26 protein-coding genes are annotated in these 26,642 nt (G+C 46.2%); 14 read left to right on the top strand and 12 right to left on the bottom strand.

Translation table 11 applies throughout. The annotated features are described in order from the left end of the window. The first annotated feature begins 80 nt into the window (after nt 1-80). On the top strand, nt 81-284 hold the full coding sequence (locus tag ICV39_RS04660; protein WP_011903586.1) for a cold-shock protein: 204 nt from the start codon (nt 81-83) through the stop codon (nt 282-284). A gap of 83 nt (nt 285-367) precedes the next feature. Beyond that, a complete protein-coding gene (locus tag ICV39_RS04655) occupies nt 368-820 on the top strand; it encodes a DUF192 domain-containing protein (protein ID WP_215390697.1) in 453 nt (150 codons plus the stop codon). A gap of 80 nt (nt 821-900) precedes the next feature. Here ICV39_RS04655 and ICV39_RS04650 read toward each other — a convergent pair whose 3' ends face one another. From ICV39_RS04650 to argF, 3 genes are all read right to left on the bottom strand, one after another. Continuing rightward, entirely contained in the window at nt 901-1,206 is a 306-nt protein-coding gene (locus ICV39_RS04650) for a pyrimidine/purine nucleoside phosphorylase (RefSeq protein ID WP_215390696.1), read from the bottom strand. Nucleotides 1,207-1,242: 36 nt separating this feature from the next. Further along, complete coding sequence (locus tag ICV39_RS04645) at nt 1,243-2,475, bottom strand: argininosuccinate synthase (RefSeq protein WP_215390695.1); 1,233 nt, start codon at nt 2,473-2,475, stop codon at nt 1,243-1,245. Between the two features lie 64 nt (nt 2,476-2,539). Next, nucleotides 2,540-3,487: an ornithine carbamoyltransferase gene (argF, locus tag ICV39_RS04640; protein WP_215390879.1), complete on the bottom strand. Its 948-nt coding sequence runs from the start codon at nt 3,485-3,487 to the stop codon at nt 2,540-2,542. 148 nt (nt 3,488-3,635) lie between these two features. Between argF and ICV39_RS04635 the strand changes: the two genes are divergently transcribed. Continuing rightward, nucleotides 3,636-3,950: a DUF3579 domain-containing protein gene (locus ICV39_RS04635; RefSeq protein WP_173956353.1), complete on the top strand. Its 315-nt coding sequence runs from the start codon at nt 3,636-3,638 to the stop codon at nt 3,948-3,950. A 74-nt stretch (nt 3,951-4,024) separates the two neighbouring features. Here ICV39_RS04635 and rpsT read toward each other — a convergent pair whose 3' ends face one another. After that, complete coding sequence (rpsT, locus tag ICV39_RS04630; protein ID WP_173956354.1) at nt 4,025-4,291, bottom strand: 30S ribosomal protein S20; 267 nt, start codon at nt 4,289-4,291, stop codon at nt 4,025-4,027. Between the two features lie 151 nt (nt 4,292-4,442). Between rpsT and murJ the strand changes: the two genes are divergently transcribed. Beyond that, entirely contained in the window at nt 4,443-5,996 is a 1,554-nt protein-coding gene (murJ, locus tag ICV39_RS04625; protein WP_215390694.1) for a murein biosynthesis integral membrane protein MurJ, read from the top strand. A gap of 5 nt (nt 5,997-6,001) precedes the next feature. Beyond that, the gene (locus ICV39_RS04620; RefSeq protein ID WP_215390693.1) at nt 6,002-6,844 is read left to right on the top strand and encodes a SirB1 family protein; all 843 of its coding nucleotides are present in this window, start codon (nt 6,002-6,004) and stop codon (nt 6,842-6,844) included. A 49-nt stretch (nt 6,845-6,893) separates the two neighbouring features. Here the strand turns inward: ICV39_RS04620 and ICV39_RS04615 are convergent, their stop codons facing one another. Beyond that, a complete protein-coding gene (locus ICV39_RS04615) occupies nt 6,894-7,538 on the bottom strand; it encodes a VTT domain-containing protein (protein WP_215390878.1) in 645 nt (214 codons plus the stop codon). A gap of 58 nt (nt 7,539-7,596) precedes the next feature. On the opposite strand from ICV39_RS04615, the gene miaA reads away from it, so the two are divergent. Then, complete coding sequence (gene miaA, locus ICV39_RS04610; RefSeq protein WP_215390692.1) at nt 7,597-8,607, top strand: tRNA (adenosine(37)-N6)-dimethylallyltransferase MiaA; 1,011 nt, start codon at nt 7,597-7,599, stop codon at nt 8,605-8,607. 6 nt (nt 8,608-8,613) lie between these two features. Here miaA and purM read toward each other — a convergent pair whose 3' ends face one another. After that, nucleotides 8,614-9,666 (bottom strand): phosphoribosylformylglycinamidine cyclo-ligase, encoded by a 1,053-nt coding sequence (gene purM / locus ICV39_RS04605; protein WP_215390691.1) that lies wholly within the window; start codon nt 9,664-9,666, stop codon nt 8,614-8,616. A 72-nt stretch (nt 9,667-9,738) separates the two neighbouring features. Between purM and ICV39_RS04600 the strand changes: the two genes are divergently transcribed. The 6 genes from ICV39_RS04600 to panB are packed head-to-tail and all read left to right on the top strand — an operon-like array spanning nt 9,739 to nt 15,007. Further along, nucleotides 9,739-10,728, top strand: coding sequence for an AI-2E family transporter (locus tag ICV39_RS04600; RefSeq protein ID WP_215390690.1), 990 nt, complete (start codon nt 9,739-9,741; stop codon nt 10,726-10,728). Nucleotides 10,729-10,738: 10 nt separating this feature from the next. Continuing rightward, complete coding sequence (gene hda, locus ICV39_RS04595) at nt 10,739-11,494, top strand: DnaA regulatory inactivator Hda (protein WP_215390689.1); 756 nt, start codon at nt 10,739-10,741, stop codon at nt 11,492-11,494. 19 nt (nt 11,495-11,513) lie between these two features. Continuing rightward, nucleotides 11,514-12,194: an HAD family phosphatase gene (locus ICV39_RS04590; RefSeq protein ID WP_215390688.1), complete on the top strand. Its 681-nt coding sequence runs from the start codon at nt 11,514-11,516 to the stop codon at nt 12,192-12,194. After that, the gene (gene pcnB / locus ICV39_RS04585; RefSeq protein ID WP_215390687.1) at nt 12,191-13,594 is read left to right on the top strand and encodes a polynucleotide adenylyltransferase PcnB; all 1,404 of its coding nucleotides are present in this window, start codon (nt 12,191-12,193) and stop codon (nt 13,592-13,594) included. The genes ICV39_RS04590 and pcnB overlap by 4 nt, the downstream gene beginning before the upstream one ends. A gap of 52 nt (nt 13,595-13,646) precedes the next feature. After that, on the top strand, nt 13,647-14,174 hold the full coding sequence (gene folK / locus ICV39_RS04580) for a 2-amino-4-hydroxy-6-hydroxymethyldihydropteridine diphosphokinase (RefSeq protein WP_215390686.1): 528 nt from the start codon (nt 13,647-13,649) through the stop codon (nt 14,172-14,174). Between the two features lie 17 nt (nt 14,175-14,191). Beyond that, entirely contained in the window at nt 14,192-15,007 is an 816-nt protein-coding gene (gene panB, locus ICV39_RS04575; RefSeq protein WP_215390685.1) for a 3-methyl-2-oxobutanoate hydroxymethyltransferase, read from the top strand. Nucleotides 15,008-15,019: 12 nt separating this feature from the next. Here panB and dnaJ read toward each other — a convergent pair whose 3' ends face one another. The 5 genes from dnaJ to hrcA all read right to left on the bottom strand — a co-directional run bounded on the left by dnaJ (nt 15,020) and on the right by hrcA (nt 21,169). After that, nucleotides 15,020-16,153, bottom strand: a complete 1,134-nt coding sequence (gene dnaJ / locus ICV39_RS04570; protein ID WP_215390684.1) for a molecular chaperone DnaJ — start codon at nt 16,151-16,153, stop codon at nt 15,020-15,022. Nucleotides 16,154-16,260: 107 nt separating this feature from the next. Further along, on the bottom strand, nt 16,261-18,198 hold the full coding sequence (gene dnaK, locus ICV39_RS04565) for a molecular chaperone DnaK (protein ID WP_215390683.1): 1,938 nt from the start codon (nt 18,196-18,198) through the stop codon (nt 16,261-16,263). Between the two features lie 195 nt (nt 18,199-18,393). Then, nucleotides 18,394-18,948 (bottom strand): nucleotide exchange factor GrpE, encoded by a 555-nt coding sequence (gene grpE, locus ICV39_RS04560; protein WP_215390682.1) that lies wholly within the window; start codon nt 18,946-18,948, stop codon nt 18,394-18,396. Between the two features lie 66 nt (nt 18,949-19,014). Further along, the gene (gene hemH / locus ICV39_RS04555; protein WP_215390681.1) at nt 19,015-20,106 is read right to left on the bottom strand and encodes a ferrochelatase; all 1,092 of its coding nucleotides are present in this window, start codon (nt 20,104-20,106) and stop codon (nt 19,015-19,017) included. Nucleotides 20,107-20,158: 52 nt separating this feature from the next. Next, complete coding sequence (gene hrcA, locus ICV39_RS04550; protein WP_215390680.1) at nt 20,159-21,169, bottom strand: heat-inducible transcriptional repressor HrcA; 1,011 nt, start codon at nt 21,167-21,169, stop codon at nt 20,159-20,161. Between the two features lie 37 nt (nt 21,170-21,206). On the opposite strand from hrcA, the gene ICV39_RS04545 reads away from it, so the two are divergent. Beyond that, complete coding sequence (locus ICV39_RS04545) at nt 21,207-22,112, top strand: NAD kinase (RefSeq protein WP_215390679.1); 906 nt, start codon at nt 21,207-21,209, stop codon at nt 22,110-22,112. Between the two features lie 26 nt (nt 22,113-22,138). Next, a complete protein-coding gene (recN, locus tag ICV39_RS04540) occupies nt 22,139-23,809 on the top strand; it encodes a DNA repair protein RecN (protein WP_215390678.1) in 1,671 nt (556 codons plus the stop codon). Here the strand turns inward: recN and glnE are convergent. Then, complete coding sequence (gene glnE, locus ICV39_RS04535) at nt 23,806-26,619, bottom strand: bifunctional [glutamate--ammonia ligase]-adenylyl-L-tyrosine phosphorylase/[glutamate--ammonia-ligase] adenylyltransferase (protein ID WP_215390677.1); 2,814 nt, start codon at nt 26,617-26,619, stop codon at nt 23,806-23,808. The genes recN and glnE overlap by 4 nt on opposite strands. Nucleotides 26,620-26,642: the final 23 nt, after the last annotated feature.

Below are 26,642 nucleotides of genomic sequence, written 5' to 3'. Positions count from 1 at the left end.
TAGGCGTGTTGTGGATTGAGACTGATTAAAAAGTATTTGCCCTCATCACGGTTGTTTTAAGTTTATGTAATGGAGTTCGCATGGCGACCGGAATTGTTAAGTGGTTCAATGATGCAAAAGGTTTTGGCTTTATCAAACCTGATGATGGTGAAGAAGAGTTATTCGCGCATTTCAGCGCAATTACTATGCCTGGGTTCAAGACCCTCAAGGAAAACCAAAAGGTAACTTTTGATATTACCCAAGGTCCTAAAGGCAAACAAGCTACAAATATCCAAGCGGCTTAATAGTCCTTAGATCATTATGAGAAACCCAGGATTTGTTCCTGGGTTTTTTTTCGCCTGAAATTTGCCTCACTTAAAATGCAAGCATGCATACAAAAATAAAACTCATTCAAAAACTTTTTATTTCCAGCATTCTGTTTTGCTCAGCAAATGCTTGGGCACAACTCAATGTAGGACTGCCAACCGTTGAACTCAAAACAGGCATCTACCGAATTCAGGCAGAGCTAGCTGATACACCTAAGACGAGAGAAGTAGGTTTAATGAATCGCACCAGCATGCCAACCAATTCGGGAATGCTGTTTATCTTCGAACAGAAAGCTGGGCATTGCTTTTGGATGAACAATACCAAGATTCCCCTGTCGATTGCCTTTATTGCTGACGATGGCAAGATTGTGAACATTGAAGAAATGCAAGCCGAGACCACCAACAACCATTGCCCTAAGGCTGCTGTGCGTTATGCCTTAGAAATGAATAAGCAATGGTTCTCTGATCGCGTGATTGTTCCCGGAAGCTTTATTAATGGGCTGCCAAAGAGATAAAAAGTAATCGACTCAGAACAGTAAAGTAACAATAAAAAACGCAGGCCTAGGCCTGCGTTTTGCTTTAAGCAGAAGCACGTTTACTCAAAGTGGCAAACATAGTGCACTGGCTGCTCAGCGCGGATGATGAAATAACCACCCTTTTCCACTTCCCAGCTTTGGCCAGCCTTGAACTCTTGTTCAGGAGCGCCATTGATGCTGACAAATGCATTGCCATCAACTACTTCCATTACTTCTTTAGTACTCAGGTCAAAACGTAAAGTGCTTGGCAATACAACACCAACAGATTTACGCACACCGTTCGGCATTGTTACAGTATGTGACACACACTTACCATCAAAAAATACATTAGCTTTCTTGCCAACAGAAACTTGATCAAATTGCATCTAAATTCTCTCTTTATTGTTTGGTTCTAATTGAAATTATTTCTTTGTACGTTTACGTTTTGCGGTTTCAGCAATACGCATACGCAATGCATTGAGCTTGATAAAGCCGGCAGCATCGGCTTGGTTATAGGCCCCGCCGTCATCATCAAAAGTGGCGATTGTTTGATCAAACAAGGTGTTCGCTGAATCTCTTGAAATCACAGATACAGAGCCCTTGTAGAGTTTCAAACGGACTACGCCATTGACCATCTGTTGAGTGTGATCGATCAGAGTTTGCAAAGCAATACGCTCTGGAGACCACCACAGACCGTTATAGATCAAACTTGCATAGCGTGGCATCAGATCATCTTTTAAGTGCGCCACTTCGCGGTCCAGCGTAATACTTTCAATACCGCGATGTGCTTTGAGCAAAATAGTGCCGCCAGGAGTTTCATAGCAACCACGGCTCTTCATGCCAACGAAACGGTTTTCTACCAAGTCGAGACGGCCAATGCCGTGTTTGCCACCAAGGCGATTCAGTTCAGCCAACAATTCATGTGGCTTGTATGACTTACCGTTAATAGCGACAGGATCGCCAGACTTAAATTCAATTTCAATAATTTCGGGAGCATCTGGAGCTTTTTCAGGAGACACTGTCCAACGCCACATAGATTCCTCGGCTTCGGCATTTGGATCTTCCAAATGACGGCCTTCATAGCTGATATGCAATAAGTTGGCGTCCATGGAATAAGGTGAACCACCTTGCTTGTGTTTCATTTCTACTGGAATGCCATGCTTTTCAGCGTAGGCCATCAACTTCTCACGAGAGAGGAGATCCCATTCACGCCATGGAGCAATCACTTTAATTCCTGGCTCAAGAGCGTAGTAACCCAATTCAAAGCGAACCTGGTCATTACCTTTGCCGGTAGCGCCGTGCGATACAGAGTCCGCACCAGTTAAACGAGCAATCTCAATTTGACGTTTTGCAATTAGTGGGCGGGCGATCGAAGTGCCGAGTAAATACTCACCCTCATAAATCGTATTTGCACGGAACATTGGAAATACAAAGTCACGCACAAACTCTTCGCGCAAATCATCAATAAAAATATTTTCTGGCTTGATGCCAAATTGGAGTGCTTTGGCGCGAGCCGGCTCAAGCTCTTCGCCTTGACCCAAATCTGCAGTGAAAGTAACGATTTCACAACCATAAGTATCTTGAAGCCACTTCAAGATCACGCTGGTGTCGAGTCCACCGGAATACGCTAGTACGGCCTTTTTAATATCAGACATGATTTCTTATTCAATAAAAATTAATAAACAAATGACTCAATACTTCTTGACTACTTTTTATCTCTTAATCCAAACGCCCGCAGAGCAAATATTCCATCAAGGCTTTTTGAACATGCAGACGATTTTCCGCCTCTTCCCACACAATACTTTGCGGACCATCAATCACGCCCGCAGAAACCTCTTCGCCCCGGTGTGCAGGCAGGCAGTGCATAAATAAAGCATCGGGCTTTGCAAGTGCCATCAACTCTTCATCAACCATCCAGTCTTTAAAAGCGTTCATACGTGAAGTATTTTCAGCTTCATAGCCCATGCTGGTCCAAACGTCTGTAGTAACCAAATCAGCATCTTTGCACGCGTCCTTAGGATCGGCGCAAATAGTTAGATGCTTGGTGGCATTACTACTAAGTCGTACTGGATCTAATTGATAACCTTCGGGTGCAGAAAAGCGTAATTGAAAATCTAAGCACTCAGCCGCCTGAATCCAGGTATAGGCCATGTTGTTGGCATCACCAACCCAAGCAACCGTTTTTCCTTGAATCGGTCCGCGTGCCTCAACATAAGTAAAAATATCTGCGAGAACTTGGCATGGGTGATATTCATTAGTCAGGCCATTAATCACGGGCACACGAGAGTTCGAAGCAAAGCGCTCAATGATTTCTTGTCCGAATGTACGAATCATGATGATGTCGGTCATTCTTGAAATCACCTGTGCAGCGTCCTCTACAGGCTCACCACGGCCCAATTGAGTATCACGGGTATTGAGATAGACCGCGTGACCACCTAGCTGGTGTATCCCCGCTTCAAATGAGAGGCGCGTACGTGTTGAATGCTTCTCAAAAATCATCGCCAAAGTCCGGTCATGCAGAGGGTGCCATGTCTCATAACTTTTAAACTTGGCTTTTAACCATGCTGATCTTTTCAGCAAGTAGTCATACTCTTCACGAGTGAGGTCAGCAAACTGCAGGTAGTGCTTGACCTGACCAGGCACTTGAGGCTTTGCCAGAGATGTCATAGTTGAGCTTTCTACTAAAGTTTTGGCTTGCATTTTTTTCTTAAATCAATCAACTGCACGAAAATAGAACATAAAGCCATCTTACGGTCACCTCAGGCTGTTAAGCTAGAGGGCTTAGTACTACCCTTACAAATATCCAAACGCCAACTTGAACCACAAAACGCTTTTCATTCAAGGCATTACAACTTCTGGCAAACCGTTTCGGCCCAGCGATTGGGCGGAGCGTCTTTGCGGGGTTATGGCTACTTTTCGCCCACCCGGCGATTCGGGAGACCCTCGCTTCACTTACTCGCCCTATGTAAGACCAGTACTCATTGCAAAAGTGAAATGCGTTGTTATTGATACTAGACTAGGTGACCTCGACCCTAGAGCGCTAGACTTTGTCATGAACTTTGCCAAAGACAATAATCTACCGATCGAAGAGGCTTGTGAGTTCAACCCAGCAACACCACCTCAGCCTTAAAAACAAAAACCCGCTCTGATGAGGAGCGGGCCTCGGTCGAAATACGTTTCGACCAGCCTAAAACAAAAACTAAATTACGCTGCCATCGCTTTAATAGCTGCAGACAAACGTGACTTTTGACGAGCCGCAGTATTTTTGTGAGCAATCTTTTTGTCAGCAATCTTGTCGATTGTTGATTGGGATGCTGCGAATACTTTTGCAGCAGCAGCTTTATCACCAGATTCGATCGCTTTACGAACTGCCTTAATGGAAGTACGGAGCTTTGAACGCAAGCTGGAATTGTGCTCGTTCTGTTTTACTGCCTGGCGTGCGCGCTTACGCGCTTGTGCTGTATTGGCCATCTTTAAACCTTGCCTCTATAAATTGCTAAATACGATTAGTTAAATATCTTGCGACCTTGCCAATTTTGTAAGCAAGCTCGCCAAAACCCAAGATTTTACCTGAAAGGGGCAAAAAAGCCCAGTCAAACCATAAATAGGGGAAAATCGGCTCATGAACCTGCTTTCTGCCGCTGCCAAGGTCAGCTCCCTCACCATGCTTTCCCGTATTACAGGGTTGCTACGGGAAACGCTGATTGCCCGTAGTTTCGGGGCTTCAGAGTGGACAGACGCCTTTAATGTGGCTTTTAGGCTACCCAATCTGCTACGACGACTATTTGCAGAGGGGGCCTTTTCTCAGGCTTTCGTGCCCATTTTGGGCGAAATTTCCACAAATGAGGACCAAAACAAGGCCAAAACCCTCATAAATGCCGTTGCCACCCTCCTATTTTGGGCCTTATTGCTGACAGTATTGGTAGGGGTTATTGGCGCTCCATTATTGATTTTGGTTATTGCCACAGGCTTTACTGGTGGCCCAGCCTACGATGCGAGCGTTGTCATGACCCGGATCATGTTTCCATATATTGGACTGATTTCCATGGTGTCTCTGTCTGCCGGAATCTTGAATACCTATCATCGTTTTGCGATTCCAGCATTCACACCTGTTCTATTAAATCTTGCGCTGATTGGCAGCGCTATTTTCTTGGCGCCATATTTAGGGCAGCCAATTTATGCACTCAGCATTGGCGTGCTTTTAGGTGGCGTTCTGCAATTAGCCATTCAAGTTCCATCTCTTGCACGCTTGGGTTTATTGCCACGCATTGGTTTACTGCCGGGCGCAATTAAATCCGCCTTCAACAATCCAGATGCAAGACGAGTTTTAAAACTGATGGGTCCTGCAGTCTTTGCCGTATCTGTTGCGCAAATATCACTCATCATCAACACCAACATCGCATCTCGCTTGCAAGCCGGGAGTGTTTCATGGCTCTCATATGCTGACCGCCTAATGGAATTTCCAACCGCCTTGCTTGGCGTGGCGCTTGGTACTGTTCTGTTACCGAGCCTGAGTAAAGCAAACGCCAAGAATGATTTAGCACATGCTGGCGAGCTATTGGTATGGGGTCTGCAACTCACCTTCTTGTTGGCAGCGCCTTCAGCCATTGCCCTTTTTATTTTTGGCGAGCCCTTAGCGGCCGTCTTGTATCACTACGGGAAATTCAATGCAATAGATGTGCTGATGACGCAACGCGCTCTTTCAGCATATGGCGTTGGCTTAATTGGTTTGATATTGGTAAAAATTTTGGCTCCTGGCTTTTACTCCCGACAAGATATTCGCACGCCCGTCAAAATTGGCTTAGTTGTATTGATTGCCACACAGCTAGCAAATCTTATTTTTGTGCCCTGGTTTGGACATGCGGGCCTGGCCTTATCCGTCGGCACTGGCGCTTGCCTGAATGCAGCGCTACTGTGGATAGGCCTAAGCAAACGGGGCGCCCTTCCAAATGCTGCATGGCCCAAATACCTAGGGCAGCTATTTCTCGCTCTTATCCCATTTTCGGCGGTGCTTTTTTATGCGGCCTCTGCTCATAATTGGATCGAACTTCAAGCTCAACCCTGGACTCGCATAGGCCTATTGGTACTATGGTTAACGGCTGCGGCCTTGGTTTACTTTATTTCTTTGGCTTTAGTGGGAATTCGCTGGCAAAAATTCTTGCGTCATGCAAAATAGGATGTATGCCAACACAACAGCTCGACTACTTCACTACATTAGTTACTGAAGACGAACACTTTCCGTTAACGGAAGCTGCTATCGCAGTAGCGCAACACGCATACCCAGACCTAGATGTTCAAGGCGTACTTGATCAGCTTGATGAACTAGGCAATAAATTAAAAGCGCGCATTACCCCGGATACATCACCTGTTCAGCGCTTACAAATTTTGAAACACTTTTTTTATGCCGAGCTAGGGTTTGGTCCCAACCCAAATGATTTTTATGCTCCCGAGAATTCCTACTTGCACTACGTACTTGAAAATCGTCGCGGTATTCCAATCTCTCTGGCAATTTTGATGATGGAGCTTGGACAGCAAATTGGTTTGAAGATTCGTGGCGTCTCATTTCCTAATCACTTCATGATGCGTATCTCCCTGCAACAGGGTGAGGTAATCATGGACCCCCTGACCGGTGAATCTCTTTCCAAAAACCAGCTACAAGAAATGCTAGATCCATACCTTGATGCCAAGGGCTACCGAGGGGAGCTCAGCCTTCCCTTGAATGTCTTCTTGAGGGCATCCAGCTCTAGGGAAATACTTTCCCGATTCCTGAGAAACCTCAAGATGATCTACTCAGAGCACGAGCGCTGGGAGCGTTTATTAGGAATTCAAGAACGTCTTGTGATCTTATTGCCCGATTCAATTGAAGAGATTAGAGATCGCGGGCTGATCTTTGCTCAACTAGAATATTTGCGACCCGCATTAGAAGATATGCATCGCTACTTAAGCGAAGTACCAGAAGCAGAAGATGCTAGCGATATACGCGAGCACATTGCTACCTTGGAAAGCCAAACAAAGTTGCACTGAGCAAGCTGCGCTAAGTGATCTGCACTTAGCTAAATGGGATTTTGTTTGGCTAGTTTTTCTTGCGTTGAAAAATTTTATAAAGTGCAGCCAAAACTACAGGCACTGCAGCTGCGCCTATACCTACCAAAACAATAACGTTTAGATTCTGGCGAATGAATGGAATATTGCCAAAGAAGTACCCAGCAATGACCAAACCAAAAACCCAAAGGGCTGCGCCCGTAATATTGAATAACTGAAAGCGTGAAAAGTTCATCTCAGATACGCCAGCGATAAATGGCGCAAAGGTGCGAATAATAGGCAAAAAGCGTGCGAGGATAATTGTTTTACCGCCATGCTTCTCATAGAAAGCATGGGTCTTTAATAAGGCACCCTGATCGATCCAACGAGATTGGCTACTAAATACCCTTTTACCAATCCAACGACCAATGAAATAGTTCACTGTATTACCGGCAACTGCGGCAATCAATAAACCAATACACAAAGTCCAAAGATTGAAATGCTCTGTTGCGCAATAGGCGCCAGCAATAAAGAGCAAAGAATCACCAGGCAAGAACGGTGCTACAACTAAACCCGTTTCCGCAAATACGATCGCAAAAAGCAAGCCGTATGCCCAAGGGCCATATTGAGAAATAACCACATCCAAATGGCGATCAATATGCAGCAATAAGTCACTCAACTGCAACAGGGCATCAATCAACTTGCTCTCCAAAAATAGGTTTGATGGGCATATTAACAGGCTCTTATAATGACTTATGCAAACTGAACTACACATTCAGCCTATGCAGCCACCAGCAAGCAATCCGATACTTTGTATTGTGGGTCCGACTGGTGCCGGCAAAACCCATCTCGCCATGTCACTGGCGGAGCATGCTAAATCTATTGGCCTAACTATAGAACTGATCAGCATGGATTCAGCATTGGTCTATCGCGGACTGGATATTGGCAGTGCAAAACCCACTAAAGCAGAACAAGTGGCAGTCAAACATCATCTGATAGACATTCTTGAGCCGACTGAAGTTTATTCAGCGGCACGCTTTGCAAAAGATGCAAAGCAGCTCTGTGCAGAAATTACGAACCGGGGGCATATACCCGTTATTGTTGGTGGCACCATGCTCTACTGGAGAGCATGGGCATATGGCTTATCGTCATTACCTCCTGCAAACCCTGAGATTCGTGCTCGACTCGATGATGAAGGCAAGCGCATTGGCTGGCCCGCAATGCATGCCAAACTGGCAATCATTGATCCAGAAACCGCGATGCGTCTAGAGCCCAATGACTCTCAACGAGTTCAACGCGCCCTCGAAGTTTATGAAATCACTGGCAAAGCAATGTCGACCTTGTTATCAGAATCCCCCAGCGAAGATGGAAGGGAGGGTTCCGATATCCCTAAATGGATTAACTTAGTTTCATTAGAGCCCAGTGATCGTAAGCGACTGCATCAAAATTTAGAAAAGCGTTTTGATGAAATGCTCGCAGCGGGATTTTTAGATGAAGTAAGGCTGTTGCGAAAAAATGCAGCTCTGCATGCTGACTTGCCCGCCATTCGCTCGGTTGGCTATCGCCAAGCTTGGGAGTTTCTCAATGGTGAAATCGATGCGGAACAAATGCGTTACAAAGCATTGGCAGCAACAAGACAATTAGGAAAACGCCAACTGACTTGGCTCAGAGCCATCTCCGGAAGAAACACATTTGACCCCTTCAACCCAATTGAGATGAAGGCAGCTCTAGACTATTGCCAAAACAGCTTGATGGGGCTGACTTAGATGTGCTTAAATAACAATGGTTTGCGGTGCATCCTTTGAACGCTCCACCACTTCACCTACAGTCCATGCTTTTAAGCCTTGGGCAGTCAGTGATTTAATCGCTGCATCAGCCTGAGCTGGCGACACAATCACCACCATACCAATACCGCAGTTAAACACTCGGACCATTTCTGCATCAGCAACGCCGCCCTTCATTTGTAACCAACGGAAGAGCTCAGGCATCTGCCAGCTATCTCGATGCAATACCGCTTGAGTATTTTCAGGTAACACACGTGGCACGTTATCTACTAAACCGCCACCAGTAATGTGGGCCATGCCTTTCACATCGATTTCAGAAATTAATTTCAGGAGCGGCTTCACATAAATTTCTGTTGGAGCCATGACTACATCACCCAATGAACGACCACCCAAATCATCAGTCGGTTTTGCGCCAGCACGCTCAATAATTTTTCGAACCAATGAGTAACCATTGGAATGAGCGCCGCTAGATCCAATTGCTAACACTACGTCGCCAGGAACAATAGTGTTGCCAGTAATGATTTTGGATTTCTCAACTGCACCCACAGCAAAACCTGCCAAATCATATTCACCCGGGGGATACATTCCAGGCATCTCAGCAGTTTCACCACCGATCAATGCGCAACCTGATAATTCACAGCCTTTAGCAATACCGCCAACCACTGTTGCCGCAGTTTCTACAGAGAGCTTGCCGCAAGCAAAATAATCTAAGAAAAATAGTGGCTCGGCACCTTGAACCAAAATGTCATTCACACTCATGGCAACCAAATCCTGGCCAATAGTCTCATGACGATTCCACTCAAAAGCCAAGCGTAGCTTTGTACCTACTCCGTCAGTACCAGAGACCAAAACTGGCTCTTTATAGCGCTTCGGAACTTCAAAAAGAGCACCAAAGCCGCCAATTCCAGCCAAAACACCTTCTCGCATGGTTTTCTTGGCTAAGGGCTTGATGCGATCGACTAAATCATCCCCAGCGTCAATATCAACGCCCGCATCGCGGTAGGAAAGGCCTTTTGAAGAAGAATTGGTAGAAGAAGTCATATCTGGGCTGGAATATTAGTAAAAAATGCTACTGGGTCAGTAGAATCATTGAATTCTAGAGGATTACTCGTAATGGCTGAAATTTTTACCCCATTTTTGACCGCATTCATCCTGGCATACGCCCTGCGACCCGTTTGCCTATGGCTTGAAAAACACCGCCTCCCCCGTGGTCTTGCTGCCGCCCTAGCGGTCCTTTTTGGTCTTGGCCTCATTTTTTTCATTCTCAGCCTGTTTATAGGGCTCCTTAAATACGAAATTCCCCTGATTCGCGCCCAGATTCCAAATTGGATCAGTAATACCCAAACTTGGCTTGGACCAAAGTTGACCGAGTTGCATATTAACTTTGACTGGGCATCACTTAAAGTCGACGCCATTCAAAAAATCACTGAGCACATCAATGAGAATGCCGACACATTAATGAGTTCCGCACTCGACACTGTTTTGTTATCAAGCAGCTCAGTAATCGCTGGATTTGTTAATGCGATTCTGATTATCTTTGTGATGTTTTATTTGTTAATTGACTGGACCCATTTCTTTGGTCTACTCAGAACCATTGTTCCAGTGCGCGCTCAAGATACGGTTCATCATCTTGCGATGCATACCGATGGTTTGTTATCGCAATACTTACGCGGTATGTTGATCGTGGTTTCCATCATGGCGGTCTACTACAGCGCTGGCCTAGCCTTGGTCGGCGTTAAAGGTGCTGTTGCATTAGGCGTATTCACAGCCCTCATGATTGTGATTCCCTACATCGGCATTGCTTTGGGCTTAAGTCTAGCAATCATCTCCGCACTTTTACAGTTCGGTCCACATACAGAAGTCGCTGGAGTGCTCGTCCTTTTTGGCATTGGACAGTTCATTGAAGGCTTCTTCTTGACCCCACGCCTAGTGGGCGAGCGCATTGGCTTGCACCCTGTGGCCGTCTTATTTGCATTGCTTTTGTTTGGAAAGCTTTTTGGCTTTTTTGGCGTTCTCCTAGCGCTACCGATTAGTGCAGTGAGCTTGGTATTGGTTAAATACCTTTGGTCTGTTTACACGCAAAGCACTTGGTATCAAAAATAATTTTGCTTTAATGAATACGCCCTCGCTTCCAAAACAATTTGCTTTAGATATTGGCCATACACCAGAAGCCAGTCTTGAAAATTACCTTCCCGGAAACGATCGCGCACTCATTTCTTCTTTGCAAGCACTTTGTGATTCTTGGAAACAAGGCTCGCCAAGAGAAATAAATAACCCCCTCAATCATCGTTGGATGTATTGGTGGGGCCCAGAAGGATCTGGGCGTACCCATTTACTTCAGGCCATGACGAATGCAGCAGAACTTGCTGGTCTCGAATCTTTTTCACTCACACCCTCAGAACCCATCACTTGGGTGCGACTAGAAGAACAAATTACCGCATTGGCAGAAAAGGACCAGGTCTCTGTGATCACGGTTGATGATGTTGACCGCCTTGATGACAGACTAGTGGGAGCGCTTTTTCGTATTCTCAATACAGTGCAGGCTAGCAAAAATATTCATATCTTTATGGCTGGCAATGCGGCGCCGGCCAATCTAGAGCTACGCGAGGATCTACGGACACGCCTAGGATGGGGTCTCATCTTTCAAACCCAACTTTTGGATGATGATGAGAAAATACAAGCATTAGAGCAAGCAGCAAAAGCCCGTGGTTTAGTGCTGTCCCCAGAAGTGGTTCCTTGGTTATTAAATCGCTTCTATCGCGATATGCCTAACTTAATGGCTTTAATCGATGCTTTGGATGCTTACTCACTAGAAACAAAACGTGCTGTAACCTTGCCTCTGGTGCGCGAGCTTCTGCAACCTAAATAATTTTCTAAATATTTCATTTGTGACACAGTTAGCCCTTTTCGATTTAGATCACACCTTACTTCCCTGCGATAGCGACTATGAATGGGGGCAGTTTTTGGCACGCATTGGCGTGGTTGATAGCGAATACTATGCACGACAAAGCGAACGCTTCTACCAAGACTACAAAGAAGGTAAGCTTGATATTCATGAATTTTTGCGATTTGCTCTCAAACCACTTTCCGAGCACTCACGCGCACAACTCAAAGAATGGCATGACCAATTTATGCATGAAGTGATCAATGGACAGCTTCGTCAAAAAGCCATTGACCTGGTCAAGCAGCATCAAGATGCTGGCGACCTTTGTTGCGTTGTTACAGCCACGAATAGCTTTGTCACACGCCCGATTGTTGAACGCTTTGGCATTGAGCATCTCATTGCTACTGAACCAGAAACTAGCGGTGATAATCCCTTGGCCAACTTCACAGGCGAAGTGAAGGGAAGCCCAAACTTTCGCGAAGGCAAAATTTTGAATTTACATAGCTGGCTAGCAAAACAGAAACTCAAGCTTGATCAGCTACCACGCAGTTATTTTTATTCTGACTCTATGAATGACCTGCCACTACTTGAGCAAGTCAGCCATCCTGTTGTTACCAATCCAGATGATCGCTTGCGTAATGAAGCCCAGAAACGCAATTGGCCTATCCTCGAGTTGTTTGCATGATTACTAAGTTTTTTAAACGCATCTTGCGTCGTGACCCTATGGTCAAACAGACGCAGGCTAATCTGGCTGGAGCTCCAAAGCGGATTCCCAAAAAATCTCACCGCATTGATCCACACCTGCTCTCCAAAAATGCCGTTAAGGTTACCCAAACCCTTCAACAAGCTGGCTTTGAAGCATTCATTGTGGGTGGCGCAGTGCGTGATCTTGTTTTGGGAATTGAGCCAAAAGATTTTGATGTGGCAACGAATGCCACCCCAGATCAGGTACAACGACTCTTTCGTAAAGCACGCCTCATCGGTCGACGCTTCCAAATTGTTCATGTGACCTTCTTTGGTAAGGGCCACCCTGAAATCATCGAGGTCTCAACCTTTAGAGCCTTGCTTGATATCGCCGGTGATCATGTGGCTGAAAGTGGTCGTATTTTGCGTGACAACGTCTGGGGATCACAGGGTGAGGATGCTGCCCGCCGTGACTTTACGATCAATGCAATGTATTACGATCCATCCACCGAAACCGTTCTTGACTATCACGGCGGCATGGCGGACATGCAAAGAAAAACTTTGCGCATGATTGGTGACCCGGCTAAACGTTATCGCGAAGATCCAGTACGAATGCTCAGAGCTATTCGCTTTGCTGCCAAAACCGGATTTACTCTTGACTCAAATACCCGCTCGCCGATTGCTAAATTGAGCAAGCTCTTACAAGACGTGCCAGCAGCCAGACTTTTTGATGAAATCCTCAAGCTCCTCATGTCTGGCTATTCCTGGGCAGCCATTCAAGGTCTTCGAGAGGCGGGTTTACACCATGGGTTGTTGCCCTTGCTTGATCATATTTTGGATGACAGCGAAAACGCTATTGGGGCAAATGGATTTGTGAAGCTGGCACTTGCCAATACGGATCAACGCATCCAATCCGGAAAAAGTGTATCGGCAGGATTTTTATTTGCCACATTGCTGTGGCCAGATCTTCTGAAAAACTGGAAGGCCAATCTTGCCAAAGGCATGGCCAATATTCCGGCACTACAAGATGCTATGGACGAAACGATCGCCACTCAAAGTAGTGGCATGACTATTCAGCGTCGCTTTGAGAGTGACATGCGAGAAATCTGGTCAATGCAGCCTCGCTTTGAAAGACGAGTCGGGCGTTACCCTTATCGTTTAATTGAAATGCCCCGTTTTAGGGCAGGCTATGACTTTATGCTGCTACGCTGCGCAACTGGAGAACAAAGCCCAGCGCTTGGTGAGTGGTGGACCAACTTCATCGCAGCAGATTCTGCTGGGCAAGAGGCTTTGATGGCTAGCGCAAAAACTGAACTAGGCAATACCACTAACTCACCCACCAAAAGACGTCGTCGTAGAAAACCAAAATCCACAAGCCCAGCAGAAGTTTCTTCGAGCTAAGCAAACTTATAAAAATTTCGGTAAAGTAATTCCATCTTGAATTTGGAATCGTATGGCACGAGCTTTTATCGGATTTGGTGGCAACATCGGCGACACGCGTCAGCTCATTACTGATGCCATTGTTTGCTTAGCGCAACGCGCTCAACTTCACATTCTTGCCAAAAGTTGTTTTTATCAAAGCGCTCCCGTTGAAGCGACTGGTGGCGATTACATTAATGCCGTCATTGAGATCGAAACAGAGCTCAGTCCTTATGGCTTACTGCATGTTTGCCAAGCCATTGAAAAAGAGTTTGGTAGAGAGCGCCCATATGCAAATGCACCCCGGACACTTGATCTAGATATTTTGTCTTTTGAGGGCGTCACTCAGAATGAAACCGAGTTGATGCTTCCCCACCCCAAAATCATTGAACGCTCATTTGTTTTATTGCCTTTGCTAGAAATTGCTCCTGATTTCTTTCTACCCAATTTAGGTGAATTAAAGGCCTATCTCCCTAAAGTAGCTCACCAGCGCATCGAAAAACTCCCTTGCCGTAACTGTAATTGCGGGGAAAAAGACGTTTATAGCCAAACGGCGCATTAATTCATTAAACTCTCGCCATGGGTTACTTACAGGGCGATAAGCCAATCACAATTACTAAGCTCCTCGCAATGCACGCTGAGGGTGAAAAGATTTCTATGCTGACAGCATATGATTCAACTATGTCAGCACTTCTCAATCGTTGTGGTGTTGAGACCATTTTGATTGGTGATTCTCTTGGCAATGTGATTCAAGGGCACACCAGCACCACCCCAGTTACAGTAGAGCAAGTTGCTTATCACACTGAATGTGTAGCGCGCGCCAATACGCACGCTTTTGTTATTGCTGATTTACCTTTTGCCAGCTACGGCGATCCAGTACAGGCCTTAGATTCTGCTGCGACCTTAATGCGCGCTGGCGCCGATATGGTCAAGCTAGAGGGCGGCGATTGGCAAATCGACATCATTCAATATTTGGTTGAGCGTAGCGTACCTGTGTGTGCGCATCTCGGACTTCTCCCGCAATCCGTTCATGTTTTAGGTGGCTATAAAGTTCAAGGAAAATCCAAGGACGCCGCAAGCCTCATGCTTGATCAAGCAATTGCATGCGAACAAGCTGGCGCGCAAATGATTGTGCTCGAAGCGATTCCATCTTCGCTGGGTGAAAAAATTACTGAAGCTTTATCCATTCCAACGATTGGTATTGGTGCTGGTCCAAATTGTTCAGGTCAAGTATTGGTGCTACAGGATATGTTGGGCATTAGCCCAGGTAAGCCTCCCAAGTTCGTGAAGAACTTTATGGAAGGGCACCATTCAATTGAAGCAGCTGTGAAGGCCTATGTCCGCGAAGTCAAGTCCGGAAAGTTTCCCGGACCTGAACATGGCTTTGCTGGCTAAATAACTAAGTAGTTAACTAAAGAAGCTCTTTACGCCATCAAACCAGCCTTTTTGCTGGGGGCTATGTTTGTCACCAGCTGACTTCAGACTTTCATCAAACTGTTTGAGTAATTTCTTTTGGTCCTCGGTCAATTTGACTGGGGTTTCAACCACTACATGAACAAATAGATCGCCCACTAGAGTCGAGCGCAAGCCCTTTATGCCTTTGTTACGCAAACGGAATGTTTTACCTGTTTGCGTTCCCTCAGGAATAGGAAATTCAACGCGACCAGAGAGTGTTGGCACCTCAATATCACCACCGATCGTCGCTGTCGCAAAAGAGATTGGCATTTGCACATGCAAATCACTGCCATCACGCTCAAATACTTTATGCGGCTTAACACGCACTTCTACATAAAGATCGCCAGCGGGTCCGCCATTAATTCCAGGCTCGCCATTCCCAACTGAGCGTACGCGCATTCCATCATCGATGCCCGCAGGGATTTTGATCTCGAGCGTTTTTTGTTCTTTGTGTTTACCTGAGCCATGACAGGTTTTGCAGGGCTTCGGAATGTACTCACCAGTACCGCGACACTTAGGGCAAGTTTGCTGCATTGAGAAAAAGCCCTGCTGCACCCGTACCTGACCATGGCCATCACAGGTGGAGCATTTTTCTGCCTTTGTGCCAGGCTCAGCACCTGTTCCATGACAAGGTTTGCAATCACTCCAACTTGGCACGCGAATCTGAGTGGTATATCCCTCAGCGGCTTGCTCAAGAGTAATGTCCATGTTGTAACGTAAATCCGCTCCCTTATAGACTTGCGGGCCCGCGTGACGGCCACCACCTTGACCAAAAATATCGCCAAAAATATCGCCAAAGGCATCAGCAAATCCGCCACCGCCAAATCCACCGCCAAAACCGCCACCCATAGAAGGGTCTACACCAGCATGGCCATACTGATCATAAGCAGCGCGTTTATTGGGATCAGATAGGGTCTCGTAGGCCTCTTTCGCTTCTTTAAATTGCGCTTCAGCAGTTTTACTGTCGGGATTACGATCGGGGTGATACTTCATCGCCAACTTACGATAAGCTTTTTTCAACTCATCATCACTGGCACCCTTCGCTACACCAAGCACTTCATAAAAATCGCGTTTACTTTTAGGCACGGCCTATTCCTCTCAACTTCCCAACAACCTGAATGGCACAAGTCGGCGCGAGGCCGACTTGTTATTTAGTTACTTCAAAACTTCGTTAAAAATAGTTTCTGACTAAATTATTTTTTGTCATCAACCTCTTTAAAGTCCGCATCAACTACATCTGCGTCTGGTGCTGCACCAGGTGCTGCGCCGCCAGGAGCCGCACCTGCAGCGCCAGCGCCCGCTTTAGCCTGTTCTGCCGCCATCACCTTCTCACCGAGTTTCTGACTTGCTTTACCCAATGCTTCGGTCTTAGCTTCAATGATCGCTTTATCGCTACCTTTGATAGCTTCATCCAACTCTTTGAGTGCAGCCTCGATCGCTTCCTTCTCAGAAGCTTCTAGGCTAGCGCCATGCTCTTCCAAAGCCTTCTTGGTGGAGTGAGCCAATGCATCCGCTGCATTGCGCGCAGTTACCAACTCGAGCGCCTTCTTATCTTCCGCAGCATTCGCCTCAGCATCCTTGACCATGCGCTGGATTTCTTCTTCAGTCAAGCCAGAGTTTGCCTTGATGGTGATCTTGTTCTCTTTGCCAGTATTTTTGTCTTTTGCAGTGACGTGCAAAATACCGTTGGCATCAATATCAAAAGTCACCTCAATTTGTGGCAAACCACGTGGTGCTGGCGCAATACCTTCGAGGTTAAATTCGCCTAGCAATTTGTTGGCGGAAGCCATCTCACGCTCACCCTGGTAGCACTTAATCGTTACCGCAGGCTGATTGTCTTCAGCGGTTGAATAAACCTGTGAATGCTTAGTAGGAATCGTGGTGTTCTTTGGAATCATCTTGGTCATCACGCCACCAAGAGTCTCGATACCCAATGACAATGGGGTAACGTCCAAGAGCAATACGTCCTTACGATCACCAGACAATACGGAGCCCTGGATCGCAGCACCAACCGCTACCGCCTCATCAGGGTTTACGTCTTTGCGTGGCTCTTTACCAAAGATTTCTTTTACTTTGTCTTGAACCGCAGGCATACGTGTCTGACCACCAACCAAAATCACGTCATCAATATCAGAAACACTAACACCAGCATCCTTAATCGCAGTCAAGCATGGGCCTGCTGTACGCTTAATTAATTCCTCAACCAAAGACTCTAACTTTGCACGAGTCAATTTTAAGTTCAAGTGCTTAGGACCGCTAGCATCAGCTGTCACGTATGGCAAATTGATCTCCGTTTGTTGAGCAGAAGACAATTCGATCTTGGCTTTTTCAGCAGCATCTTTCAAACGCTGCAATGCCAATACGTCTTTGCTCAGATCTACGCCTTGCTCTTTCTTAAACTCAGCAATGATCCAATCAATAATGCGTTGGTCAAAGTCTTCACCGCCTAAGAAAGTGTCGCCGTTTGTGGAGAGAACTTCAAATTGCTTCTCACCATCAACGTTAGCGATTTCAATAATGGATACGTCAAATGTACCGCCACCTAAGTCATAAACAGCGATCTTACGATCAGCCTTGTCTTGTTTGTCCAGACCAAATGCCAATGCGGCCGCGGTAGGCTCATTGATGATGCGCTTTACATCCAAACCAGCAATACGACCAGCATCTTTAGTTGCTTGACGCTGGCTATCATTAAAGTAAGCTGGAACTGTAATCACAGCTTCAGTCACTTCTTCACCAAGGTAATCTTCAGCAGTCTTTTTCATCTTGCGCAAGATTTCAGCGGACACTTGTTGTGGCGCCATTTTCTTGTCGCGTGCTTCAACCCAAGCATCACCATTGTCAGCTTGAACAATTGAGTAAGGCATCAAGCTGATATCTTTCTGCACTTCAGGATCGGTAAACTTGCGACCCATCAAACGCTTTACTGCGTAGATAGTGTTTTTAGGGTTAGTAACTGACTGACGTTTTGCTGGGGCGCCAACCAATACTTCGCCATCCTCAACGTACGCGATGATGGATGGTGTAGTGCGAGCACCTTCTGCGTTCTCTACAACCTTCGGTGCATTGTTTTCAACGACTGAAACACATGAGTTAGTGGTTCCTAAGTCGATTCCGATAATCTTTCCCATAATGGCTCCAAAAATAAATTGTTTTGTTGTACTTCTAGGTTATTTAAGTTTCAGTGGCAACTGACTGAATGACTGTGAATTGCCGCGAATATTCCAATACCCCATAGATGGGGTCGATTCATCCAAATTCAAGGGCTGAAATAGCAAAAAAGGCAGAAATCTGCCTTTTTTATGTAATTTTTAAGGTTTTTTTCCTTATTTTGGGGCGCTTACCGTCACTAATGCTGGTCTCAAGACCCGGTCGGCCACGGTATAGCCCCGCTGCAATACAGAAACCACGGTATTGGGCTCCTGCTCTGATGGAACTGAAGCGATTGCCTGATGATGATGAGGATCGAACTTATCTCCTACTGCAGGGTTAATTTCAGTCATCTTGCCTTTTTCGAAGGCTGACAGAAGTTGCTTGAGCGTAATCTCCAAACCTTCTTTAAATGCTTTTGCATCAACTGCATCTGTGCTGAGGGCAGCATACAAGCTATCAGTCACCGGAACTAAATGTTCGGCAAAGCTCTCAATAGCGAATTTATGTGCTTTTGCCACATCTTCAACGGCGCGGCGACGAATATTCTCACCTTCAGCCTTGGCACGCAAAAAGTTATCTTGCAAATCCGCAATCTTTTGATTGAGCTCGGCAATTTCTTGCTCTGGCGTTTTAGCTGCGGGCGCATCAGTAGGCGCCGGATTTTCAGTGTTGGGTGGGACTGCAGAATTTTCTTGTTCAGCAAACGAATTTGGATTTTCTTGTGTCATGGACGGAAATTCACTTTTCTATATTGAATGCAATTGCTTTGATATGTGGGGTCAGTTTATTCAATTTCAAGACTGATTCTTGACGAACTCTGCTCGCTCATGACGTTTTGCTAGCTCTTCAGAGGATTCGGAACCCAATGACCATCCTTGTAAATGCGTATACGCAATATCGCTCAAAGCCTCAATCCACTTAGGGTTGCTGTTCAAACAAGGAATATAACGGTAATCTTTACCGCCACGCTCTAAGAACGATTCTCTCGCTTCCATGGCGATTTCTTCTAAAGTCTCTAGGCAGTCAGCCGGGAAGCCTGGGCAAAAAACATCGACACGTTGACAACCTTCTTTTGCTAATTTCTCTAATGTAGGGGCGGTATAAGGCTTTAACCATTCCGCTTTACCAAAGCGTGATTGGAACGTCACAATGTATTGATTCGAATCTAGGCCTAGCGCCTCTCCAAGCAATCGACCCGTCTTAAGACATTCACAATGATAGGGATCACCCTTCATTAAATTGCGTTTTGGCAGTCCATGAAAGGACATCACTAAACGATCGCCCCTTGCAAAATCCGGACGCCCATCTTTATCCCAACTGCTTAATACTTGATCTCGTAAAGCGGCGATATAAGCAGGATTGTCGTGATAATGCTTAACCAAGCGCAGCTCTGGTTGATTGCGCCAGGTGCTGAGTACCCGAAATACCTCATCAAAACTAGATGCAGTCGTGGTGGCAGAGTACTGAGGATATAAAGGCAATAGCAATAAGCGCTCCGTACCTTCTGCCTTCAGATTCTCAAGCACCTCTTGGGTTGATGGCTTGCCATAGCGCATTGCTAAATCCACTAAAACAGTATGGCCTTCATTGGCAAATTTCTCTTGAAGCGCTTTTGCTTGCAAACGGGAGTAATGCATCAATGGGGAGCCCAATTGAGGTAACCATATCGATGCGTATTTCTTTGCAGATGCACTACTGCGGATTGGCAAAATGATGCCATTCAAAATAAACCACCAAATAAAACGTGGAATCTCCACAACACGAGGGTCAGAGAGAAATTCTTTTAAGTAGGCTCTAACTGCCTTTGGCGTTGGAGCAGAAGGTGTTCCTAGATTCAAGAGCAATACTGCTGTCTTACTTGGACGCAAGTGAGGATTTTGATTCAAGATAAATTTCTCTAGTAACTATTTAATATGAACTATTGATGGGTCTCAAAGCTCAAGAGCTTAAAGCGCCTGATAGTAATTTAGATGTGATATCGACAATCGGAATCACCCTGTCATAAGCCATACGCGTGGGGCCTATGACGCCTAAGGTGCCTACGACTTGACCATCAACGCTATATGGAGCACTAATCACTGCCAGATCTTCATAAGGCAACAAGTCACTTTCACCGCCAATAAAAATCTGAATACCGTCAGCATGACTCGATACATCCAACAATTGCATAAGCACTGATTTTTGCTCCAACATATCGAACATCTTGCGCAACTTGTCCAAATTGGAGCTAAGGTCGCCAACATTTAATAGGCGACGCTCTCCAGAGAGCAGCATATCGCCTCGACTCATATCGTAGTCTGCAACCCCGCTTTGCAAAGCGAGTGCCATCAATCCGGAAATATCTGCTCGCAAGCTATCCAAATCAGATCGTAAGTGTTGGCGTACTTGCTCGAAACTCTTTCCGGCAAACTGTGTATTGATGTAATTACTCGCCTCCACTAGTTGACTGGGTGTGTAATCTTGATTGGTTGGCAGAATGCGATTCTGCACATCACCTTCAGGTGTCACCATAATGAGCAAAATTTTGCCTTCACCCAAACGCAAAAACTCGATGTGTTTAAACACTTGGGCTCGCTTTGGGGTCATCACCACCCCAGCAAAATGAGTGAGATTCGATAGTATTTGCGCAGCTGAATTCAATACACGCTGTGGGGAATCCGGTAGAAGACCCTTCTCCACCTCTTTTGCCGCCATCTCTTCCAATGGGCGCACTGTGACCATCGTATCCACAAAAAGCCGATATCCCCTAGGGGTAGGAACTCTACCTGCAGAAGTATGGGGACTAGTCACCAAACCCATATCCTCCAAATCAGCCATAACATTACGAATAGTCGCTGCCGAGAGGTCTAAACCCGAGAATCGGGATAGCGTTCGGGAACCAATAGGCTGACCCTCCTCGATATAGCGCTCGATGAGGGTTTTTAGTAAGGCGCGGGAACGTTCATCCATGGTGGAAGGGATTTTATGCCTATGGTTTAATCATCATATGTTAAGCCCATCCCCAAATTCTTCCAAGAAGGCCTTCAGCCGAGTTGCTCTCGTGGGCAAATTTCAGGCAGACGGTATCGATGAGCACCTGCGGGAATTAGCCAAACTGGTTGGCGGACTGGGCTGTGAGGTCTTTATAGAGGCCTCTACTGCCACCCAATTGAATATAAAAGAGTACCCAATCAAGGCTGCCGAAGATTTTGCGGGGGCCATTGACTTAGTCGTTGTTTTGGGTGGCGATGGCACGATGCTGGGAATTGCGCGCCAAATAGCTGGCAGCCAAGTACCTCTAGTAGGAATTAATATGGGTCGCTTGGGTTACATGACCGACATCCCATTTCAATCGGTTCAAGATACCCTGCCCAAAATTATTGAAGGTGAGTATGAGGCTGACACTCGCACATTACTCGATGCGGTTGTGATTCGCGCCAATAAAGAAATTAATCATGCATTAGCGCTCAATGATGTTGTTGTTAATCGCTCCGGTATTTCCGGCATGGTGGAATTAGCTGTTCATGTTAACGGCTCATTTATGTACAACCAAAGATCCGACGGCCTTATTGTTTCTACGCCAACCGGCTCTACCGCATACGCACTCTCTGCTGGCGGCCCAATATTGCATCCCCATGTTGCGGGTATATTGCTTGCTCCGATTGCGCCACACTCTCTTTCTAACCGCCCAATCGTATTGCCACAAGATAGCGCTACTACCATTGAAGTAATCAATGGGCTTGGCGTGATTGTCAATTTCGACATGCAATCACAAACCAACTTACAAAGTGGTGACAAAGTGGAAGTGCGTCAGTCTAAAAAGACAATCACCTTCTTACACCCTCGCAGTCATAGCGACTACAAAACATTGCGCGAGAAACTTCACTGGAATGAATACCCATCGACTTTTTAATGTCGGGTTTCTTGCTACGCTAATACATGCTTCAAACCATCTCCCTTCGTGACTTTGTCATTGTTGATCAGCTTGAACTCGACTTTGCCAGCGGTTTCACCGTACTAACCGGCGAGACTGGTGCTGGCAAATCTATTTTGCTAGACGCTTTAGGCCTGGTTCTTGGTGAACGAGCGGATAGCAGCCAAATTCGGGAGGGCAGTAATCGCGCAGAAATTTCCGCCACCTTTAGAGTAGAGCCTGAATTAGTTAAATCATTTGGGCAATGGCTCGATGAGCAAGGATTTCCTAGCGAGGATGAAGGTCAAACTCTTTTGCTCAAAAGAACCGTGGAGTCCAATGGTCGTAGCCGCGCCTTTATTAACGGCAGTGTTGCCACACTAACGCAATTACGTGAAGCTGGCGATCAATTGGTTGATATCCATGGACAACACGCACACCAATTACTTCTCAAGAGTGGCGCCCAAAGAGAGTTGCTTGATCGTCATGCTGGTTTATTACCACTTGCTTCTGATGTTGCGCAAGCCTACAAAACACTTAGTGATTCTCGTCGGCGTTTAGCACAAGCTGAGAACGCAGGACAAGATATTGAACGTGAACGTGAAAGACTGGAGTGGCAACTAGAAGAGCTAACCGAACTTTCTCCACAAGAGGGTGAGTGGGCGAACATTCAATCGGAACATGCCAGGTTAGCTAACGGCGCCAAATTAATTGGCGGCTGCCAAGAGGCTATAGAAATCTTGAGTGACGCCGATAACTCACTAGAGTCCTCACTATCCAAAGTGTGCAACAACATCAGCGCTTTAGCTGAACATGATGTTGCATTACAGGATGTCAGTGAATCCCTAGAAAGCGCTCACATTCAACTGGATGAAGCGATTCATGGATTAAATCGATATTTACAAAAAATTGATTTAGATCCTGTCCGACTTGAGCAAGTTGAGGAGCGGATGCAGGCATTACATGGCGCCGCCAAAAAATACCGAGCTGATGTAGATACTTTGCCTCAGCTTCTACTAGAAACAGCAGATCGTCTAGATGCGTTAACAGCTTCGCAAAATATAGAAGCGCTAAGAGAAAAAGTAAAACAAGAAGAATTGGCTTATCTCAAGCTGGCAAAACAACTTTCCGAGAAACGTAAGAAAGCCGCCATCGACCTCGGCAATCAAGTAACACATGCCATGCAGAATTTATCTATGGCAGGTGGACGTCTAGAAATTACCTTAAGCCCTCTTCAGGAGGGTGGCTCACATGGGCTCGAACAAGTCGAATTTTTGGTAGCTGGTCATGCAGGTAGCACCCCTAGATCCTTAGCCAAAGTAGCCTCGGGTGGTGAACTAGCTCGAATCAGCCTTGCGATCAGCGTCATCACCAGCAAAGCCTCATTTACTCCAACCCTCATATTCGATGAGGTTGATGCCGGCATTGGCGGCGCAGTAGCCGAAACCGTTGGCAAACTATTGCATCAGCTGGGTCAATCACATCAAATTTTGTGCGTCACCCACTTACCTCAAGTGGCAGCACAAGGCAATCATCACCTCAAAGTTAGCAAATCTCAGGCTGGAGATAAAACAGTGTCTCAAGTTCAAATTCTTGGAAGATCCGAACGCGTCGAAGAAATTGCCAGAATGCTTGGCGGCGCAACAATTACCGATACAACTCGCCGTCATGCACGCGAGCTACTAGAGCAACATTAAGCAGTCTCTATATTGGAAGAGGTCTTAAAGATTTCTTTCCACAGCAATGTGACGCTGTCGCGTGCAGCAATCAAATCTGGCTCACCACTCAATTGAATACGTGTTTTATCGGCGCCATCTAAACGCAAACGATGCTGTCTTGCCCTTAACAAGCGATACGCATCGCCAACTGCTTTAGCAATATTTGCCTTGATCAACCCCACCTCAGCAGCAATTCGCAATAAAGCAATATTACCCAAATTACCAATCAACTGTGGGTATTGATGTGAATATGCAAGCACTAAAAACTGCACGATAAATTCAATATCAACCATGCCGCCCGCGTCATGCTTCAAATCAAAATTGGACGTTGGATTGGGGTGCCCCTCATGAACCTTTCGCCTCATATCGACGATTTCATGGCGAAGATGATCAACGTTACGCTCTTGACTCAAAACTTCACTACGAACAACGTCAAACTCGCTACCTACCGAGGCATTGCCCGCGGCAAAACGGGCGCGTGTGAGAGCTTGGTGCTCCCATACCCACGCTGCGTTATCGCCTTCACGCATTTGATACTTTTTAAAGGCATCTACATTTGTCACCAAAAAGCCTGCAGAACCATTTGGACGCAGACGGGTGTCGATTTCGAACAAGCTACCTGTAGAAGTGAATGCGGTTAACCAATTAATCATACGCTTGGCGAGCAAGGCATATATTTCTTGTGCGTCATAATCATTTTCTGCCGCTTGATACAAAAAGACCAAATCTAGATCCGAGGCGTACCCAAGTTCTTTACCGCCTAATTTTCCATAAGCAATGATTGCGAATGTTGGAGCCGCTTTTTCTGCTAAGCCAAACTTTTTAGCGACGATTGCCCAAACACGCTCAAAGGTAGTCTGTAGTATTAAATCAGCAAGCGCTGATAAATGATCACTCACCTTTTCTACCGAAAGAGCACGATCAACACCAATACCCAAATCCGCTAAAAGCGTAATAAACGTTTCGGTGTGATGAGTGACACGCAAAATGTCCATTGCCTGCTCTGATCCATCGCCCTCCGCCATCACATCATCTAGGCGCATATCGAGGTTCGCCTTAACCTCCCGCCAATAATCTTCAGGATGTTCGATCAACACCCTTTCCATATGGGAGTCAATCAGATAATCGAGCAAATGTGGATGAGAAATGAGGTATTGCGCACCCCACTGGGAGGATTGCAGCAAAGCCAAAACATTCGATAGCGCACCTGGGTATTCGGCCAATATTGATAAATAAGCACTTCTTCGAGCAATCGCTTCAAGCAAATCAAAGAAGCGTGACAAAGTCCGATCAGCCTCTTCAGAATTGCCTCCTTGGCTGGCGAGCATATTGGCGGCATTGCGCACCAAATTATCAAAAATCAAACGGCTTTTCTCAGGCAGCTGCTTTGCTTTAGTGCTTGCGATCCAAGCATGCCAACGAGCCAGTGATTTCGGAAATACCTGAGCATCCGGTAGCCAGCTCTCTTCTAGAGGCGCTAAGTCGAGTCGCGTCTCACCATCCAATAAAAATGCTTTTTCAAATAAGCGAGCCACATTGTTCTGGTGTTTTTGCAATTCCCCTAGAAAGCTGGCCTCATCTTTAAAGCTCATTGAGTGGGCCAAGCGAGCCCGGATATCCCCTTCATCTGGCAAGTAATGCGTTTGCTGATCATCCCAAACCTGAATGCGATGTTCTAAGCGCCTTAAAAATACATAAGCACTCTCAAGTTGCAATACATCCTCTGCTGGCAAGATGCCCCGTTGGCGAATTAAATCTAAAACCTGCAGGGTTGGACGTACTCTGAACCGCGGATCTGTTCCACCCCGCATTAATTGAAACATCTGCGCCAAGAATTCAATTTCACGAATTCCGCCACGACCTAACTTAATATCATGCGATCGCCCCTGATGTCCTGTTGAGCGCTTCTCTGCCTCTCGCTGAATTTGCGCATGCAAATCCCGAATCGACGCAATTACTCCGTAATCCAAATGCCTGCGATACACAAATGGACGAATTAATTGTTCAAGACTTTTTTCGCAATGGGCATAATTTTTGCTGCCGGGTAACGGCGCTATCAATCTTCCTTTTATCCAGGCGTAACGTTCCCATTCCCTACCCTGAACCAATAAATACTCTTCCAGCATATCAAGGCCACAAACTAGCGGCCCAGAATCACCATTGGGCCGGAGGCGCATATCCACCCTAAATACAAAACCATTTGCATCATGCTCAGATAAGAGCTTGATCAAACGTTTTCCCATGCGAGTGAACCACTCATGATTTGAGAGACTCTTAGGGCCATCCCGCGTCTCGCCTTCATGCTCATACAAAAATATCAAGTCGATATCGGATGAAAGATTTAACTCGAGACCTCCTAGCTTCCCCATGCCTACAACCATCATCGGCATTTCAGAGTTGGTAGAGTCGCTCCAAGGCACCCCAAAGCGAGCCCGCAAATCCTGACGAATAGATGTCAATGCGTAATTAACCGTCAGCTCAGCAAAATGACTCAGGCTATGAGTTACTTCTTTTAGATCGGCCAATCCATTGAGATCGCGAAAAGCGAGCCACAGCATTAATTGCTGGCGTGCCAAACGCAAGTCCGCCATAAATTGCGCCTCGTCTTGCTCGACTCCGAGACCATCAACTTTGCATGACTCTAAAAGACCCTGGATTCCCTCTAAAGTGATTTCCCGAGGCCCCATCGACTGCAGCCAGCCCCGCCATTCAGGCTTGGCACTTAGCCAGCGGCGGGCGTAATTTGAGTGTTGCTCTAAAAACGCAATTTGTTTTGCAAAAGCATCCATTCCATCATCTTAATCCTGACTAG

The organism is Polynucleobacter sp. MWH-UH25E (assembly GCF_018687095.1).
Classification (GTDB): Bacteria; Pseudomonadota; Gammaproteobacteria; order Burkholderiales; family Burkholderiaceae; genus Polynucleobacter.
Note: the sequence above shows the minus strand (reverse complement) of the source record. Positions and strands in the feature narration are given on the sequence as shown.

What these genes read in the sequence shown, in the direction of transcription:
- glnE (WP_215390677.1), bottom strand. Translation starts at nt 26,619, where the DNA reads ATGGATGCTTTTGCAAAACAAATTGCGTTTTTAGAGCAACACTCAAAT.
- ICV39_RS04660 (WP_011903586.1), top strand. Translation starts at nt 81, where the DNA reads ATGGCGACCGGAATTGTTAAGTGGTTCAATGATGCAAAAGGTTTTGGC.
- miaA (WP_215390692.1), top strand. Translation starts at nt 7,597, where the DNA reads ATGCAAACTGAACTACACATTCAGCCTATGCAGCCACCAGCAAGCAAT.
- recN (WP_215390678.1), top strand. Translation starts at nt 22,139, where the DNA reads ATGCTTCAAACCATCTCCCTTCGTGACTTTGTCATTGTTGATCAGCTT.
- hrcA (WP_215390680.1), bottom strand. Translation starts at nt 21,169, where the DNA reads ATGGATGAACGTTCCCGCGCCTTACTAAAAACCCTCATCGAGCGCTAT.
- ICV39_RS04655 (WP_215390697.1), top strand. Translation starts at nt 368, where the DNA reads ATGCATACAAAAATAAAACTCATTCAAAAACTTTTTATTTCCAGCATT.
- ICV39_RS04545 (WP_215390679.1), top strand. Translation starts at nt 21,207, where the DNA reads ATGTTAAGCCCATCCCCAAATTCTTCCAAGAAGGCCTTCAGCCGAGTT.
- ICV39_RS04620 (WP_215390693.1), top strand. Translation starts at nt 6,002, where the DNA reads ATGCCAACACAACAGCTCGACTACTTCACTACATTAGTTACTGAAGAC.
- rpsT (WP_173956354.1), bottom strand. Translation starts at nt 4,291, where the DNA reads ATGGCCAATACAGCACAAGCGCGTAAGCGCGCACGCCAGGCAGTAAAA.
- murJ (WP_215390694.1), top strand. Translation starts at nt 4,443, where the DNA reads ATGAACCTGCTTTCTGCCGCTGCCAAGGTCAGCTCCCTCACCATGCTT.
- purM (WP_215390691.1), bottom strand. Translation starts at nt 9,666, where the DNA reads ATGACTTCTTCTACCAATTCTTCTTCAAAAGGCCTTTCCTACCGCGAT.
- pcnB (WP_215390687.1), top strand. Translation starts at nt 12,191, where the DNA reads ATGATTACTAAGTTTTTTAAACGCATCTTGCGTCGTGACCCTATGGTC.
- ICV39_RS04645 (WP_215390695.1), bottom strand. Translation starts at nt 2,475, where the DNA reads ATGTCTGATATTAAAAAGGCCGTACTAGCGTATTCCGGTGGACTCGAC.
- folK (WP_215390686.1), top strand. Translation starts at nt 13,647, where the DNA reads ATGGCACGAGCTTTTATCGGATTTGGTGGCAACATCGGCGACACGCGT.
- ICV39_RS04650 (WP_215390696.1), bottom strand. Translation starts at nt 1,206, where the DNA reads ATGCAATTTGATCAAGTTTCTGTTGGCAAGAAAGCTAATGTATTTTTT.
- grpE (WP_215390682.1), bottom strand. Translation starts at nt 18,948, where the DNA reads ATGACACAAGAAAATCCAAATTCGTTTGCTGAACAAGAAAATTCTGCA.
- panB (WP_215390685.1), top strand. Translation starts at nt 14,192, where the DNA reads ATGGGTTACTTACAGGGCGATAAGCCAATCACAATTACTAAGCTCCTC.
- dnaK (WP_215390683.1), bottom strand. Translation starts at nt 18,198, where the DNA reads ATGGGAAAGATTATCGGAATCGACTTAGGAACCACTAACTCATGTGTT.
- ICV39_RS04600 (WP_215390690.1), top strand. Translation starts at nt 9,739, where the DNA reads ATGGCTGAAATTTTTACCCCATTTTTGACCGCATTCATCCTGGCATAC.
- argF (WP_215390879.1), bottom strand. Translation starts at nt 3,487, where the DNA reads ATGACATCTCTGGCAAAGCCTCAAGTGCCTGGTCAGGTCAAGCACTAC.
- hda (WP_215390689.1), top strand. Translation starts at nt 10,739, where the DNA reads ATGAATACGCCCTCGCTTCCAAAACAATTTGCTTTAGATATTGGCCAT.